This is a genomic window from Pontibacter lucknowensis (genome assembly GCF_900156415.1).
GTDB classification, from domain to species: domain Bacteria; phylum Bacteroidota; class Bacteroidia; order Cytophagales; family Hymenobacteraceae; genus Pontibacter; species Pontibacter lucknowensis.
This window is the reverse complement of record NZ_FTNM01000002.1, coordinates 189,180-202,980: the sequence shown is the minus strand read 5'-3', so window position 1 is coordinate 202,980 and position 13,801 is coordinate 189,180. Positions and strand designations below refer to the sequence as shown.

The window sequence follows — 13,801 nt, the reverse complement described above, 5'->3', positions numbered from 1 at the left end:
CTCTAAAAGCCCTGCCCGAAGACACGCAAATGAGAGGCCAAAAACGCATTACTTTATAAGAAACCAAAAGGAGGGGCTGTCTGGTTCTCTAAATGTGCAATCGCCGTTCCTAAAACGGATAGGAATGTGTAAATTGCATGGATTATTAAAGTAGCACGCGGAAGAAAGCAAATGGATTATATTAGTTTACTGAACGAGTCGCAGCGCAAGGCGGTACTCCACACCGAAGGGCCAGCCATGATCATTGCGGGTGCCGGCTCAGGCAAAACAAGAGTACTAACTTACCGGATCGCCTACCTGATCAGCCAGGGAGTGGATCCGTTCAACATACTGGCCCTGACCTTTACCAACAAGGCGGCTAAGGAGATGCGCCACCGTATCGAGAAAGTGATCGGCAACGAGGCCAAGAACATTTGGATGGGTACTTTTCACTCGGTGTTCTCCCGCATATTAAGAGCGGAAGCCGATAAAATTGGCTATCCAAAAAGCTTCACCATTTACGATACCGATGACTCCAAAACGCTCATTCGCAACATTGTGAAGGAGATGAACCTGGATGACAAACTGTACAAGCCCAATGTGGTGCTGGGACGCATCTCCTCAGCAAAGAACAAGCTGATCTCGGTAAAGCAGTACCTGAATGATCCTGTAATACAGGCCGACGACGAGGCCGCCATGCGTCCGAAGATCGGCAAGATCTACGAGCAGTATGCCAACCGCTGCTTCAAGGCTGGTGCTATGGACTTCGACGATTTGCTGTTTCAGACCAACGTACTGTTCCGCGACCATCCGGATGCGCTCAACAAGTATCAGAACATCTTTAAGTTCGTGATGGTGGACGAGTATCAGGATACGAACTACTCGCAGTACCTGATCACACGCAAACTGGCTGCCCAGAACCGTAACATTGTGGTGGTGGGTGACGATGCACAGTCCATTTACGCCTTCCGGGGTGCCGATATCCAGAACATCCTCAACTTCGAGCGTGACTACCCTGAGCTGGAGGTGTTCAAGTTGGAGCAGAACTACCGCTCTACCAAGAACATTGTGAACGCGGCGAACTCGGTGATCAAGAACAACTCAGCCCAGCTGAAGAAAGACGTTTACACGGACAATGAACAGGGTCCCCTGATCGAGGTGATCAAAGCCAACTCCGACAACGAAGAAGGCAAACTGGTGGCGACCACTATCTTCGAGGAGAAAATGAGCAACCATCTCTCCTACGACGACTTCGCCATCCTGTACCGCACCAATGCCCAGTCCAGAGCCATGGAAGAGGCCCTGCGCCGCATGAACATCCGGTATAAGATCGTGGGCGGCCTCTCGTTCTACCAGCGCAAGGAGATCAAGGACCTTATCGCTTACCTGCGTCTGGTGGTAAACCCGAACGACGAACAGGCCCTGCGCCGCGTCATCAACTATCCGAAACGAGGTATAGGTGAGACAACCGAGCAGAAACTTTTTGTAACGGCTGATGAGACTAACCACAGCGTATGGGAGGTAATTCAGAATGCCGGACAATTCCTGGGCAATCGTGTAGGTACGGCGATTGAGAACTTCTCGATCATGATCAAAGACTTTGCCCGCATTGCCGATAACACCGATGCCTTCGAGGTAGCCAAGCATGTGGCCAAGCACTCAGGTATAGTCGACGACCTCTACCAGGACAAAACGGTAGAGGGCCTCGCCCGCTACGAAAACATACAGGAGTTGCTCAACGGTATAAAAGAGTATGTGGACGATCCGGAGAAAGAAGACAAGAGTCTGTCAGCTTTCCTGCAGGATATTGCCCTGATTACGGATGCTGATACCAAGGCAGACATGGACGGGGAGTTCGTTACGCTGATGACGATCCACTCAGCCAAAGGTCTGGAGTTTAAGAATGTATTTATCGTAGGTATGGAAGAGAACCTCTTCCCGAGCCAGATGATGCTAAACTCACGTGCTGACCTGGAAGAGGAAAGACGCCTGTTCTACGTAGCCATCACCCGTGCTGAGAAGAAGCTATACCTGACCTACGCGACCAGCCGTTACCAATGGGGCAACCTGCGCGCCTGCGAAAAGAGCCGCTTCCTCGACGAGATCGATCCGAAGTACCTTAACTTTAAGTATGGTGAGCAAAATACGGCCAGCGGCGGCGGTGGAAACGTGTTTGACCGTGTGCTGCAGCGCAAGAGTAGTATCAGCAGCCTGGTGCAGCCACCGGCCCGCAAGCAGGCCGCCACAGCCTATACCGCCCCTGCTGATTTCAAGCCAAGCGATACGTCGAATCTGGCGGCTGGTATGAAAGTAGAGCACCCTAAATTCGGCTTTGGCGTAGTATCCAAAATAGACACGCAAGGCAACAGCACCAAGGCTATCATCAACTTCGACGAAGTAGGCGAAAAAACCCTGCTGCTGAGCTTTGCCAAGCTGCGAATTCATAATTGAGTGAATTAGCGGTTGAGTGATTTTTTTATTTTTGATTCAGTGGTTGAGTGACTGTTTATAAGTGAATTAGTTTTCCAGTCATTAATTTTTTATAAATCACTAATTCAGTCAATAAATTATAACTCACGCATACACTAACTCACTCATTCACTCAATCAAAAATATACCTACATTTGAGATTCATAAATTGAGATAATGGAAGCAAGTACCACCTTTAAGCAAGACCTGTTGCTGCGCGAGTACGGCAGAAACGTTCAGGACCTGGTCAACCACATCCTGTCGGTAGAAGACCGCTCAGAGCGCACCCGTCTGTCGCACCTGCTCGTCAACCTGATGGCCAAACTAAATCCGCAGTTGCGCGACACACAGGACTTTCAGCAAAAACTATGGAACCACCTCTATGTGATGTCCGGCTCAAAGCTCGACGTGGATGCTCCATACCCGCTCAGTGCGATGGAGTACCTCAACGACAAGCCGCAGCCAATGGAGTACCCACTGAGCACGCCCAGGTATAAGCACTATGGCCAGAACGTAGAGCTACTGATACAGCGGGCTACTGAGCTTGAAGATGATAAGGAGCGCGAAGCAGCGACCATCTCAATCGGTAAACTGATGAAAACACTCTACCGCTCTTACAACAAAGACAGCATTACCGACGACGTGATCCTGAATGACATTCAGCAGATCTCCAAAGGCAAACTGAACCTGGACCTGGCCATGATCGAGAGCAATAACCTGTTCGAATCCGTGAGCAGCAAGTCGCAGGACAGTGGCAGCAACCGCCCACAGCAGCAGCAAAACCGCGGAGGCGATAACCGTGGCCGTAAAAACACCAGAACAACTTCCAATCAACGAAACAAATAGTATTAAATGGCTTCATTTGAAGTAAAAGGTGGTGCAAAACTGCGCGGAGAAATCATTCCGCAAGGTGCCAAAAACGAGGCATTGCAGATCCTGTGCGCCGTACTCCTTACCCCCGAGAAAGTAACGATCTCTAATATCCCCGATATTCGCGACGTCAATAAACTAATTGACCTGCTGCGTTCGCTGGGTGTAAAAACTGAGCGACTGGCACAGGATACCTATACATTTCAGGCGGATGATATCGACATCAACTTCCTGGACTCCGAGCGATTTGTAGAGCTTGGTCGTGCCATCAGAGGCTCCGTGATGATCGTGGGACCTATGCTGGCCCGATTTGGCAAAGCGAAAATGCCGAAGCCGGGTGGGGACAAGATCGGCCGCCGAAGACTGGACACGCACTTTACAGGATTCGAAAAACTGGGCGCTTCTTTCCAGTACAGCGCTGAGGATGATTTCTATACCGTAACTTCCGAAGTTCTGAAGGGTGCCTATATGCTCCTCGACGAAGCTTCTGTAACAGGTACAGCCAATATCCTGATGGCGGCTGTACTGGCCGAAGGTACCACCACGATCTATAATGCTGCCTGTGAACCTTATGTGCAGCAGCTATGCCGTATGCTCAACCGCATGGGTGCGAAGATCAGCGGCATTGGATCTAACCTGCTCGTAATTGAGGGGGTTGAGCAGCTAGGTGGCACTGAGCACCGCATGCTGCCTGACATGATCGAGATCGGTTCTTTCATTGGCCTTGCTGCCATGACAGGTTCAGAGATCACCATCAAAGACTGCCAGATACCGGAGCTAGGTCTTATACCGGATACTTTCCAGCGCCTGGGCATCAAAATGGAATTCCGTGGCGACGACATCTTTATACCTGAGCAGGACCGCTACGAAGTAGACACCTACATCGATGGCAGCATCCTGAACATCGCCGACCATACCTGGCCAGGTCTGACGCCTGACCTGCTGAGCGTGGCTCTTGTAGTGGCTACGCAGGCAAAAGGTACGGTGTTGGTGCACCAGAAAATGTTCGAGAGCCGCCTGTTCTTCGTGGATAAGCTCATCGACATGGGTGCTCAGATTATTCTCTGTGACCCGCACCGCGCTACTGTGATCGGCCAGAACAAGCAGATCCCGCTTCGTGGCATCCGTATGACGTCTCCTGACATTCGCGCCGGTGTTGCCCTGCTTATCGCCGCTCTCTCTGCCGAAGGCACCAGCATCATCGACAACGTGGAGCAGATCGACCGCGGCTACCAGAATATTGATGGCCGTCTGAATGCGCTGGGTGCACAGATCAGAAGGATGTAGTTTTAGATACATTACAGGTTGCCTCAGGCAACTAATGCCCCTATAAAAGAAGAAGAGCACCTAGTTAGGGCGCTCTTCTTCTTTTATACCTATAGATGCAATCATGTTATGCTACCTGTTCAATCACAAAGAGTAGACTTACATATTCTCTTGAGTATGTCATCTCTGTTCAGCTAGTCTATACCTTAACGATTAGTCTTCCTGCACTTCCCCTTTGCCCTCTCCTCTCCTGCTACCGCGATACAGCTCATACTTAAGCAAGCGACAATCGATTGCTCCATTGTAAAGTGGCGTACGACGGGAGGCACGCAGCCCTATGCTTTTAGCAGCATCCAGGTTTCCGGTAAATACAAAGGCGTCGAAGCCCTGGTAGTTGTTCTTGAGCGTATCCCCGATCTGTTTGTACAGTTGATGGATGTCATCAGACACGATCCGTTCGTTGTAAGGCGGGTTCATGATCAACACCCCCTCTTCTGCAGGAGCTTCAGTCTTGAAAAAGTCTGCCAGTTCAATTTTGATCACATGGCTCAGTCCGGCATTCTCAATGTTTTTGCGGGCTGCCAGTACATAGTCCGGATCGATGTCGTACCCAATGATCTGGGCCTGCGGCTCACGCTTTTCTTTGGCCTCGGCCGTTTTCCATACCATCTCAAAGAGCTCTTCATTGTGATCTTTCCAACCTTCAAAACCAAAAGGATCGCGTCGGAAGATGCCCGGTGCAATATTTTGCGCCATCATGGCAGCCTCAATCAGAAAAGTACCTGAGCCAGCCATGGGATCAATAAAAATCGATTTCTTGTCCCAGCCTGACAGGGAGATAATGCCAGCGGCCAACACCTCGTTGAGTGGCGCCACATTGGTTTGCAGACGGTAACCACGACGGTGCAGCGAGTCGCCGGAAGAGTCAAATGATAAGGTGACCATGTTCTCGTGCATGTGCAGGTTCAGGCGCACGTCCGGCCGGATGCGGTCCACGGATGGGCGCTCGCCGGTGGCTTTGCGGAATTGGTCTACGATGGCATCCTTGGTAAGCTGGGCCACAAACAGCGAGTGCTCAAACGTCGAATGGCTCACCACGGCATCAATGGCAAAGGTCTGATCAAGGTCCATGATCTCGGCCCAATTGGTTTTTTGTACCTGCTCATACAGATCGCGCTCGTTGCGAGCCTTAAAATTGCGGATCGGCCTCAGGATGCGGATGGCCGTGCGGCACCAGAGGTTAGCCTCGTAGAGTTGGCGCAGGTTTCCCGAGAAAGAAACAGCCCGGTTGCCAACTTTGATATATTCTACCTCCAGCGCTTCCAGTTCTTTTGCCAATACCTCTTCGAGACCACTGAGCGTTGTGGCAATCATGTTAAAATTATCGCTCTGCTTTTGCTTCGCCATCTGCTATACCTGTTTATGCTGCAAAAATAGGGTTTTAAGTTGGGAAGTTAGGAAGGTAAAAAATCAGAAAGTTATATTCTTCAGCTAAAAGCCCCAAAAGAGCCCTTCCTCCCTTTCTTTTTAAGAAGATACAGCCTTTAAGCTACCCCTTTATGCATATTGCACCCGTACAAAGGCCCTTCGTCCGGATGAATTGAGCTTTGCTTAATTATTCAATTCTACACTTTTACGTCTTTCAGGCTCAGTACTCCAGATGGTTTCACTTTCTAACTTTTAATTTTCTAACTTAGAACCCTTATTTTTGCTTCAAATACCCGCTTATGAAATTCGAGAGAGACTTTTCCCTTAAACCTTACAATACGTTTGGCATTGATGTGAAGGCCAGGCACTTTGCCCGCTTCGACAGCGTGCAGGAGTTGCAGGAGCTTCTTCAGCGGCCTGAGGTACGGGAAGAGCCGAAGCTTATATTAGGCGGGGGCAGCAATCTGCTATTCACCAAAGACTTTGAGGGAATTGTGTTGCTCAACGGCATCAAAGGCATGGAAGTGCTGCACGAAGAGGGCGACTATACCTATGTGCGGGCTGGCGGTGGTGAGAAATGGCACGATCTGGTGCTCTTTTGCCTCGAGCATGACCTGGGCGGCATCGAAAACATGTCGCTTATACCGGGTACCGTAGGAGCCGCTCCTTTGCAGAATATTGGTGCCTATGGCGTAGAGCTCAAGGACGTTTTTGTAAATCTGGAAGCTGTGCAGCTCGAGACCGGCGAAGTCCATACCTTTGACAAGGAGGCCTGCCAGTTTGGGTACCGAGAAAGCGTTTTCAAACACAGCCTGAAGGGACAGTATGTGGTAACGACCGTTACCCTGCGACTTCGCAAACATCCTGAACTGAACACCTCTTATGGCGCTATCCAGACTACCCTACAGGAAATGCAGGTGCAGCAGCCTACCATACACGACATAAGCGCCGCCGTTTGCCACATCCGCCGAAGCAAGCTGCCTGATCCGGCTCAGATCGGCAATGCGGGCAGCTTCTTCAAAAACCCTGAAATACCGGTGCTTCTCTTTGACGTGCTCAAGGAAAGATATCCTGATATGCCGGCCTACCCTGTGTCTGAGACGAGCGTAAAGGTGCCCGCTGGCTGGCTTATTGAGCAGTGCGGCTGGAAAGGCAAAGTGATCGATAACTACGGTGTGCACAAAAACCAGGCACTGGTACTGGTAAATTACGGTGGTGCTAAAGGCGAAAATCTGTTTCAGCTGGCCCATGATATTATAGCGTCTGTGGAAGAGAAGTTTGGCATTTCGCTGCAGCCGGAAGTAAATATTATGTAGCCCTGGCAAACCTGGGAAGATGCCTGAATTTTTTAACTAAACTTCCCTAACTTATTTAAGCAGGCTGCGATATATAGGGTATATCTTAACCGTTCAATACCCTATGAAATTATATATAATTCGCTACCTTCTACTACTGCTGGCGCTTCCCCTTACGCTGACTTCCTGTGACGATGATGATCCGGCACCGACCAAAACGGACCTTATTGTGGCTCATGAGTGGCAAGGTGACCGCGTGTTGGTAAACGGCTTTGATGTGTCAGACCTTCCCGAGATCAAGGACATGCTGCTTGACATTAAGAGCACACGCCTGACGCTGCGGCGCGATGGAACTTATACCGCCGTATACGACCAGGCAGGCTCTACACAGACCACCGTCGGTACATGGGAGTTCAAGGAAAATGAAACGATCATCTACTTCGACCTGCTTGGCGACCTGCAGATAGAGAGCCTAACCGCTACCAACATGGACCTGATCGCCACTGTAAATCGCAACAACACAACTTTCGATGCCAAAGTCCAATTTGTGAAAAAAGACTAACTTCCTTAAGTTAGGACTGACCGTACCCTCGTGCGCATTCATGTCACCTTCACAGGCTCAGGACAGGCTCCAGGTAATTCCATTCTTTCATTAAAAGACCACTTCATGAAAATTAAAAAATTACTCACCTTCCTGTTTGCCCTGCTATTGGTAACCAGCATGACCTCGTGCGATAAAGATGAAGACAAAGAACCTTCGAACACAGACTTACTGACGGCTAATACCTGGACAGGCAATTCGCTTTGGGCTTTCGGCAATGATATATCTGACCTCTTTTTAGAAGAACTTGGCTACGACATCAAAAAGAACACGGTCAAATTTGACAAAGCTGGCAAGTATGTAGATTCCTACGAGAGGAGTTCACTTAACGGCACCTGGGAATTTGCGGATAATGACAAATCCATTATTTTCGACAAAGGCACAGAAGATGAATACACTGCCAAGGTATTGATACTCACAAATACCGAGCTTCGTCTGGAGCAGACGCTGGAGTTTGAAGATGATGAACCTGTGGCTCTGGAAGTCAGGTACACCCGATAAAATAGAAAAAGGCTCCTTTGCAGGAGCCTTTTTCTATTTCAGTACAGCCAGGGTAGCACCATCACCTCCCCTTTCCTCTGCCTCGCTGGCCAGGCTAACCACTTCCGGCACCGAGTACAGGTAGTCGCGTACCACCTGACGCAGCACACCGTTGCCACGGCCGTGGATGATCTTTATCTCCGGTATACCCAGCATGATGGCTTCGTCGGTGAAGTTCATCACTTTATTTAAAGCATCTTCGGCATACTCGCCCCGGATGTCGATGGTAGAGCCAAAGTCAGCCATACGCTGCGTGATGTTCATCCCCCGGGTATAGCCTTCTACTGTCTCCGCTTTCTTCTGCTTCTTGGTCTGCGCTTCGGCACGCTCCAGGTTATCTACCTTCACAATCGTTTTCAGGCCACCGAACAGCACCTCAGCTGTTTTGCCCTTTATACCTACGATCTGGCCCACCGAGTCTTGCCCGATGAGCGAAACAGTGTCACCGGCTTTGAGCGGTCCGCCATTGCTGGTAACCCGTTTGTGGGCTGGTCGGGGTTCTTCCTTACGCACCTTTTCGGTGGCAAACTCCTCCAGTTCGCGGCGGGCCATCTTGGTCTGCTCTTTCTCGGCCTGGCTCTGCTTTATCTGCTGTATAGTCGCTTCGATCTTCTGATTGGCGTCCTTCAGCAATAGTTTGGCCTTGCCTTTGGCTTCGCGCATCACATCCTGCTTGCTCTCTTCCAGGAAGTTCTTCAGCTCCTGGTATTCCTTCACGTTGCGCTTCAGCTTTAGCTCCAGGGCTGTGGCCTCTTTCAGCTTTTTCTCCAGTTCCTGCTTCTCTGTTTCGAGTTCCTCCAACAAGCGGTCGTAGCGTATCTTGTCCTTACCTACCAGACTGCTGGCTTTGTCCACAATGTGCTTCGGCAGACCAATCTTGCGGGCAATCTCAATGGCAAAAGAGGAACCTGGTTTACCGATCTCGAGCTGGTAAAGCGGCTGCAGGTTTTTGTGGTCGTAGCGCATGGCCCCGTTCACGATGCCCGGTGTGCGCTCAGCAAAGTTCTTCAGGTTGGTATAGTGCGTTGTAATCACGCCAAACACCTTGCTGTCGTTCAGGTTCTGCAGTACCGCCTCGGCAATAGCACCACCCAGCACCGGCTCTGTACCGGTACCAAACTCGTCAATCAGTACCAGACTCTTGTTATCGGCCACCGTCACAAACTTCTTCATGTTAGTGAGGTGCGAGCTATACGTACTCAGGTCGTTTTCGATGGACTGCTCGTCACCGATGTCGATAAAAATGTCGTGGAATATACCTGCCTCTGAGTTATCAGCCACCGGAATCAGCATACCTGTTTGCAGCATGTACTGCACCAGGCCCACCGTCTTTAGGCTCACTGACTTACCACCGGCGTTCGGACCGGAAATCAGCAGAATACGCTGTTCACGGGTCAGTTCCAGGTTCATCGGCACAGTCGGCTTACCCAGTTGCTTATGCGAGAGGTATAGCAGCGGGTGTATGGCCTCTTTCCAGGCGATGTGCGGATACTTGTGCAGCTTTGGCATCGCAGCCTCTATACGGCGTGCAAAGGCGGCCTTGGCCCGGATAAAGTCCAGCAGACCCAAGTATTGATAGGCTTTGCGCAGTTCGGGTATAAAGTTGCGCAGCGTATTCGTGAGCCCTACCAGGATGCGGATCAGTTCGCGATGATAGGAATTCTCCAGATCCTTGATATCATTGTTGAGTTCGAAGATAGACTCCGGCTCAATGTATACCGTTTGCCCCGTATTCGACTCGTCATGGATCAGACCTTTGATGCGGCGCTTGTGCTCGGCAATCACAGGTATAACCAGACGGCCGCCTCGTATAGTAGGCTCCGCATCGCCAGGTGTCCAGCCTTCGTTTTTGGCATGGCGGATGATCGAGCTGATCGTCTTACGTAGCTGTCCCTGCTGTGAGATCAGGTCGCGCTTGTAGCGCTGCAGCTCAGGCGAGGCATCGTCACGCACGGCACCGGCATCGTCTACCACCTTATCGAGTGCGGCTATCAAAGAACGTTCTACGATCACGTTGGCACCCAGCGCTTTCAGGGCTTCGTATTTGCCCTCTTCGGCACTGGAAATGTAGCGCAGCGAGTCGCGGATCGTGCGCAGCGACATCTTGATCTCGAAGAATGCCTGCACTTCCAGGAAAGTCCCAGGTATAGCGGCCCGGTCGAGGTAGGCGGTTACGTCGAAGTAATGCTGCAGCGGAATCTCGGCGTCGGACTCGAGCAGTTGTTTGAATTCATTTGTTTGTTCTAACAGGCGCTGCACCAGGTCATGCCGGTTCAGGAACGTCATGCGGCTGACAAACTGCCGGCCAAGTGGGCTCAGGCAAAGTTCCGAGAGCATCTCGCGTACCTGCGCAAAGCCAATTTTTATTTCAAAGTTATCTGGATAGATCAATTGTTATCTCTTAGATTTAGGGCAAATTTAGCATATTATAACAAGTAAAGCCGCTGCTTTCGTTCGCTGTGGTTTTATAAATTATGCTGCGTTTGAAAGGTTGAATTGTTGATTGTTAAATTGTTGATTGTTGTTTGTGCACGATTGACCTAGCCCTGCTCTCTCGAAAGATTCTGTTAAGCGCTTTTATGTCCACGATTCGGACAGGTCGCGACCTGTCCCTACAAGAAACGTTAATGCTGCGCTGCACTACATCGTCACAGTATACCATCACCAAAATCAAAATTTCAAACTCCTAAACTATCAAACTTTCTAACTTCTAAACTCCCATGGTTCTCGACAAACTCACCAACGCCAACCGCTATACCTGCATGCACCCGCTTTTTGCGCAGGCTTTCCAATTTTTACAGGAAACCGATCTGATGAAGCTCCCGGTCGGGCAAAAGGCGATCATAGGCAAAGACCTCTTCGCGATTATCTCCGAAGGCAGCGGTATACCTGAGCAAGACGCCAAACTGGAAGTGCACCGCAAGTACCTCGACATACAGTACATAATTTCAGGAACGGATCACATGGGTTGGAGAGACCTGGCGCTGTGCAGCGCTCCCAACGACCCCTATACCGACGAGCGTGACGCGGCCTTTTTCCCGGACAAGCCGGCTTTCTGGTTCGATGTGCCGGCTGGTTCGTTCACCATCTTTTACCCGGACGATGCCCATGCGGCGATGGTGACTGAGGAAAACGTACGTAAGGTGGTGTTGAAGATTGCCGTGAAGCCTGAGGCATAATATTGCCTGCTCTGCAGAATCGCACCTGGAAAACAGCTCTACTTGTTCAAGTAAAATAAGATGTCATACATATGAAGTATTTTTACAGCCTGCTGCTGGTAGCAGTACTCTTTTCCTGTGGCCGACCCGTTGCTAATAGTCAGGCCCCTGAGAGCAGCGTGCAGACGAATGGTGGAGAGCGTTACTACACCTTAAACGGCATCAGGCATTGGGTGAAAGTGAAAGGGAGCCAAAACAGCACTACTCCTATTGTTGTCGTGCATGGTGGCCCGGGTGGTAACCATTATAATTTTGAAAGGACGATAGGGCCGAAGATCGAATCCTTCGCTACCATTGTTTATTATGAGCAGCGAGGAAGCGGGAGAAGTGAAGCTCCCCAGGACCCAAATGACTACTTGCTTCCGACGCTCATCAGTGACCTGGAACAGTTGAGAGTAACTTTGGGAGTCCAGAAAATGACCTTGCTCGGATACTCGTTTGGGGCCGAATTAGCCTTACGGTATGCCATCTCACATCCTGAACGGGTTGAGAAATTGATCTTATCATCGCCTGCCGAATTGTCGAAAGCAAATATGCTGGTGCAGATTCAAGGCTTTTATGCCATTGGAGACAGTACACTCAAGGCTGGGATAGAGCAGATACTGAAAGACACAACGTCAATTGAGGCTAAGTATGGAAAGGTGTGGAACCTGAGTTCTTCGGAGGTAGTTGATCGATTCCTGTTTCTGCAACCTGAGCTGGCAGAGAGAAACAGGCAATTGTGGCAGGAAAGCAACCTGAAAAACACAGGCCTTATGGCGAAGGTGTACATCAAAAATAATAAAGCCGACCTGGTGGAGAAGGCAACCGGTGTGAAAACCCCTACCCTGATCATTAGTGGCGTGCATGACAAAAACGGCGGTCTACACACAGGGCTTGCCCTGAAGCAGGTGTTAGCCAACAGCACCATTAAGCTGTATGAAAACAGCGCGCATTTCCCGGACATGGAGGAGGAAGACCGATTTGCTACAGATGTTAGAATATTTACCCAAGGGAAGTAAGAGTTGCAAGCTATAGGCTAGCGCGTTAAAGCAAGCAGATCTCTGACCAGTTTGGACTCTAGGCGAAGCAGCGGAAACTGCTCCAGCACATCCAGTAAACCTGTCAGTAGATAGGAGTTATCGGCCATATTGGAGAAACAGGCGATTAGCGCGTCATTTTCAGGTATACGGATAACCAGATTGCTGAATCCGCTGGTGTTGCCGGTGTGATACATTTCCAGGCCGCCTGAGCTGCGTCTGCTAAAGAACCAGCCCATCCCGTAGAAGCCATTTTCATACTCTCCAATAGGAGCGTATACCTGCCCCAGCGCAGGTGCCATACCGGGCTGTTTGCTGAGCGCCTGGTGCCAGCGCAGGTAATCGCGCACAGAGGTATAGATACAGCCGTCGCCTTTGGTAGCGGTGCAGGTGCCTTGGTCAGCCTGTAGGATTTCTCCTTTCTCGTTTCGGGCATAACCCATCGCCCGCTTAGGTATAGCCCTGCCCTTTTGATAGAGCATCGTGGTTTCCATACCTAAAGGTTCAAAGATGCGCTGCTGCAGAAAATCCGCGTAGGCTATACCTGACACCCGCTCCACCACCAGCGCCAGCAGCACGTAACCGGTATTGCTATACCTGTATAAGGTGCCGGGTGGAAAGTAGGTCTTAGTTTGTGCGGCAGCTATGGCTAATACTTCCTCGTCGCTGATCTGCCAGTCAGGTTGCTCCTCCACAAACTCCTCATAATCCAGCAGTCCGGAGGTATGGCAGAGCAAATGGCGTAATGTTACCAGCGTTCCTATACCTGCCGGAAACTCTGGGAAATACTGCTGCAAATCGTCCTCATAAGCCAGACGCTCCTCCTGCCCCAGCAGCTGTATCGCCATCGCTGTGAACTGCTTGCTCACAGAGGCCAGCCGGAAGGTGGTGTCAGGGGTGATAGCTTCGCCTGTAACCAGATCGGCTATACCTATACCTTGCTCATATAGCACCTCTCCTCCTACTGCCACCATCAGTGCGGCACCAGGTGCATCCGATCTATAGGTAGCATCTAAGTGCGCATCCAAGGCATCAGTTATTTGTCGCATTAAAATAGGCTCGCTCCTGTTTAACATAAGAAAAGCACCAGGCGAATGAAGTAACCTAAAATGTGTA

Annotated in this window: 11 protein-coding genes; 8 read left to right on the top strand and 3 right to left on the bottom strand. The window is 50.4% G+C overall.

Translation table 11 applies throughout. The annotated features are described in order from the left end of the window. Positions 1-171: 171 nt before the first annotated feature. From BW972_RS07065 to murA, 3 genes are all read left to right on the top strand, one after another. Positions 172-2,430 (top strand): ATP-dependent helicase, encoded by a 2,259-nt coding sequence (locus BW972_RS07065; RefSeq protein WP_076421625.1) that lies wholly within the window; start codon positions 172-174, stop codon positions 2,428-2,430. A 195-nt stretch (positions 2,431-2,625) separates the two neighbouring features. Continuing rightward, positions 2,626-3,294: a DUF4290 domain-containing protein gene (locus BW972_RS07060; protein WP_007655815.1), complete on the top strand. Its 669-nt coding sequence runs from the start codon at positions 2,626-2,628 to the stop codon at positions 3,292-3,294. Positions 3,295-3,300: 6 nt separating this feature from the next. Next, positions 3,301-4,605, top strand: a complete 1,305-nt coding sequence (gene murA / locus BW972_RS07055; RefSeq protein ID WP_007655814.1) for a UDP-N-acetylglucosamine 1-carboxyvinyltransferase — start codon at positions 3,301-3,303, stop codon at positions 4,603-4,605. Positions 4,606-4,797: 192 nt separating this feature from the next. Here murA and BW972_RS07050 read toward each other — a convergent pair whose 3' ends face one another. Further along, complete coding sequence (locus tag BW972_RS07050; protein WP_076421624.1) at positions 4,798-5,991, bottom strand: THUMP domain-containing class I SAM-dependent RNA methyltransferase; 1,194 nt, start codon at positions 5,989-5,991, stop codon at positions 4,798-4,800. A 320-nt stretch (positions 5,992-6,311) separates the two neighbouring features. Here BW972_RS07050 and murB point away from each other — a divergent pair, with 320 nt between their 5' ends. The 3 genes from murB to BW972_RS07035 all read left to right on the top strand — a co-directional run bounded on the left by murB (position 6,312) and on the right by BW972_RS07035 (position 8,409). After that, entirely contained in the window at positions 6,312-7,328 is a 1,017-nt protein-coding gene (murB, locus tag BW972_RS07045) for a UDP-N-acetylmuramate dehydrogenase (protein WP_007656486.1), read from the top strand. Between the two features lie 103 nt (positions 7,329-7,431). Further along, the gene (locus BW972_RS07040) at positions 7,432-7,869 is read left to right on the top strand and encodes a hypothetical protein (RefSeq protein ID WP_007656488.1); all 438 of its coding nucleotides are present in this window, start codon (positions 7,432-7,434) and stop codon (positions 7,867-7,869) included. A gap of 105 nt (positions 7,870-7,974) precedes the next feature. Further along, positions 7,975-8,409 (top strand): hypothetical protein, encoded by a 435-nt coding sequence (locus BW972_RS07035; protein WP_007656490.1) that lies wholly within the window; start codon positions 7,975-7,977, stop codon positions 8,407-8,409. A gap of 33 nt (positions 8,410-8,442) precedes the next feature. On the opposite strand, the gene BW972_RS07030 is transcribed toward BW972_RS07035, so the two are convergent. Further along, positions 8,443-10,839, bottom strand: coding sequence for an endonuclease MutS2 (locus tag BW972_RS07030; RefSeq protein ID WP_076421623.1), 2,397 nt, complete (start codon positions 10,837-10,839; stop codon positions 8,443-8,445). Between the two features lie 329 nt (positions 10,840-11,168). On the opposite strand from BW972_RS07030, the gene BW972_RS07025 reads away from it, so the two are divergent. Next, positions 11,169-11,627 carry a NanQ anomerase/TabA/YiaL family protein gene (locus tag BW972_RS07025; protein ID WP_076421622.1) on the top strand — a complete coding sequence of 153 codons (459 nt, stop codon included), beginning with the start codon at positions 11,169-11,171 and terminating at the stop codon, positions 11,625-11,627. Positions 11,628-11,698: 71 nt separating this feature from the next. Next, entirely contained in the window at positions 11,699-12,667 is a 969-nt protein-coding gene (locus BW972_RS07020; RefSeq protein WP_083674102.1) for an alpha/beta fold hydrolase, read from the top strand. Between the two features lie 17 nt (positions 12,668-12,684). On the opposite strand, the gene BW972_RS07015 is transcribed toward BW972_RS07020, so the two are convergent. After that, the gene (locus tag BW972_RS07015; RefSeq protein WP_076421621.1) at positions 12,685-13,734 is read right to left on the bottom strand and encodes a serine hydrolase domain-containing protein; all 1,050 of its coding nucleotides are present in this window, start codon (positions 13,732-13,734) and stop codon (positions 12,685-12,687) included. Positions 13,735-13,801 lie beyond the last annotated feature (67 nt).

What these genes read in the sequence shown, in the direction of transcription:
- murB (WP_007656486.1), top strand. Translation starts at nt 6,312, where the DNA reads ATGAAATTCGAGAGAGACTTTTCCCTTAAACCTTACAATACGTTTGGC.
- BW972_RS07035 (WP_007656490.1), top strand. Translation starts at nt 7,975, where the DNA reads ATGAAAATTAAAAAATTACTCACCTTCCTGTTTGCCCTGCTATTGGTA.
- BW972_RS07060 (WP_007655815.1), top strand. Translation starts at nt 2,626, where the DNA reads ATGGAAGCAAGTACCACCTTTAAGCAAGACCTGTTGCTGCGCGAGTAC.
- BW972_RS07040 (WP_007656488.1), top strand. Translation starts at nt 7,432, where the DNA reads ATGAAATTATATATAATTCGCTACCTTCTACTACTGCTGGCGCTTCCC.
- BW972_RS07020 (WP_083674102.1), top strand. Translation starts at nt 11,699, where the DNA reads ATGAAGTATTTTTACAGCCTGCTGCTGGTAGCAGTACTCTTTTCCTGT.
- BW972_RS07015 (WP_076421621.1), bottom strand. Translation starts at nt 13,734, where the DNA reads ATGCGACAAATAACTGATGCCTTGGATGCGCACTTAGATGCTACCTAT.
- murA (WP_007655814.1), top strand. Translation starts at nt 3,301, where the DNA reads ATGGCTTCATTTGAAGTAAAAGGTGGTGCAAAACTGCGCGGAGAAATC.
- BW972_RS07065 (WP_076421625.1), top strand. Translation starts at nt 172, where the DNA reads ATGGATTATATTAGTTTACTGAACGAGTCGCAGCGCAAGGCGGTACTC.
- BW972_RS07025 (WP_076421622.1), top strand. Translation starts at nt 11,169, where the DNA reads ATGGTTCTCGACAAACTCACCAACGCCAACCGCTATACCTGCATGCAC.
- BW972_RS07050 (WP_076421624.1), bottom strand. Translation starts at nt 5,991, where the DNA reads ATGGCGAAGCAAAAGCAGAGCGATAATTTTAACATGATTGCCACAACG.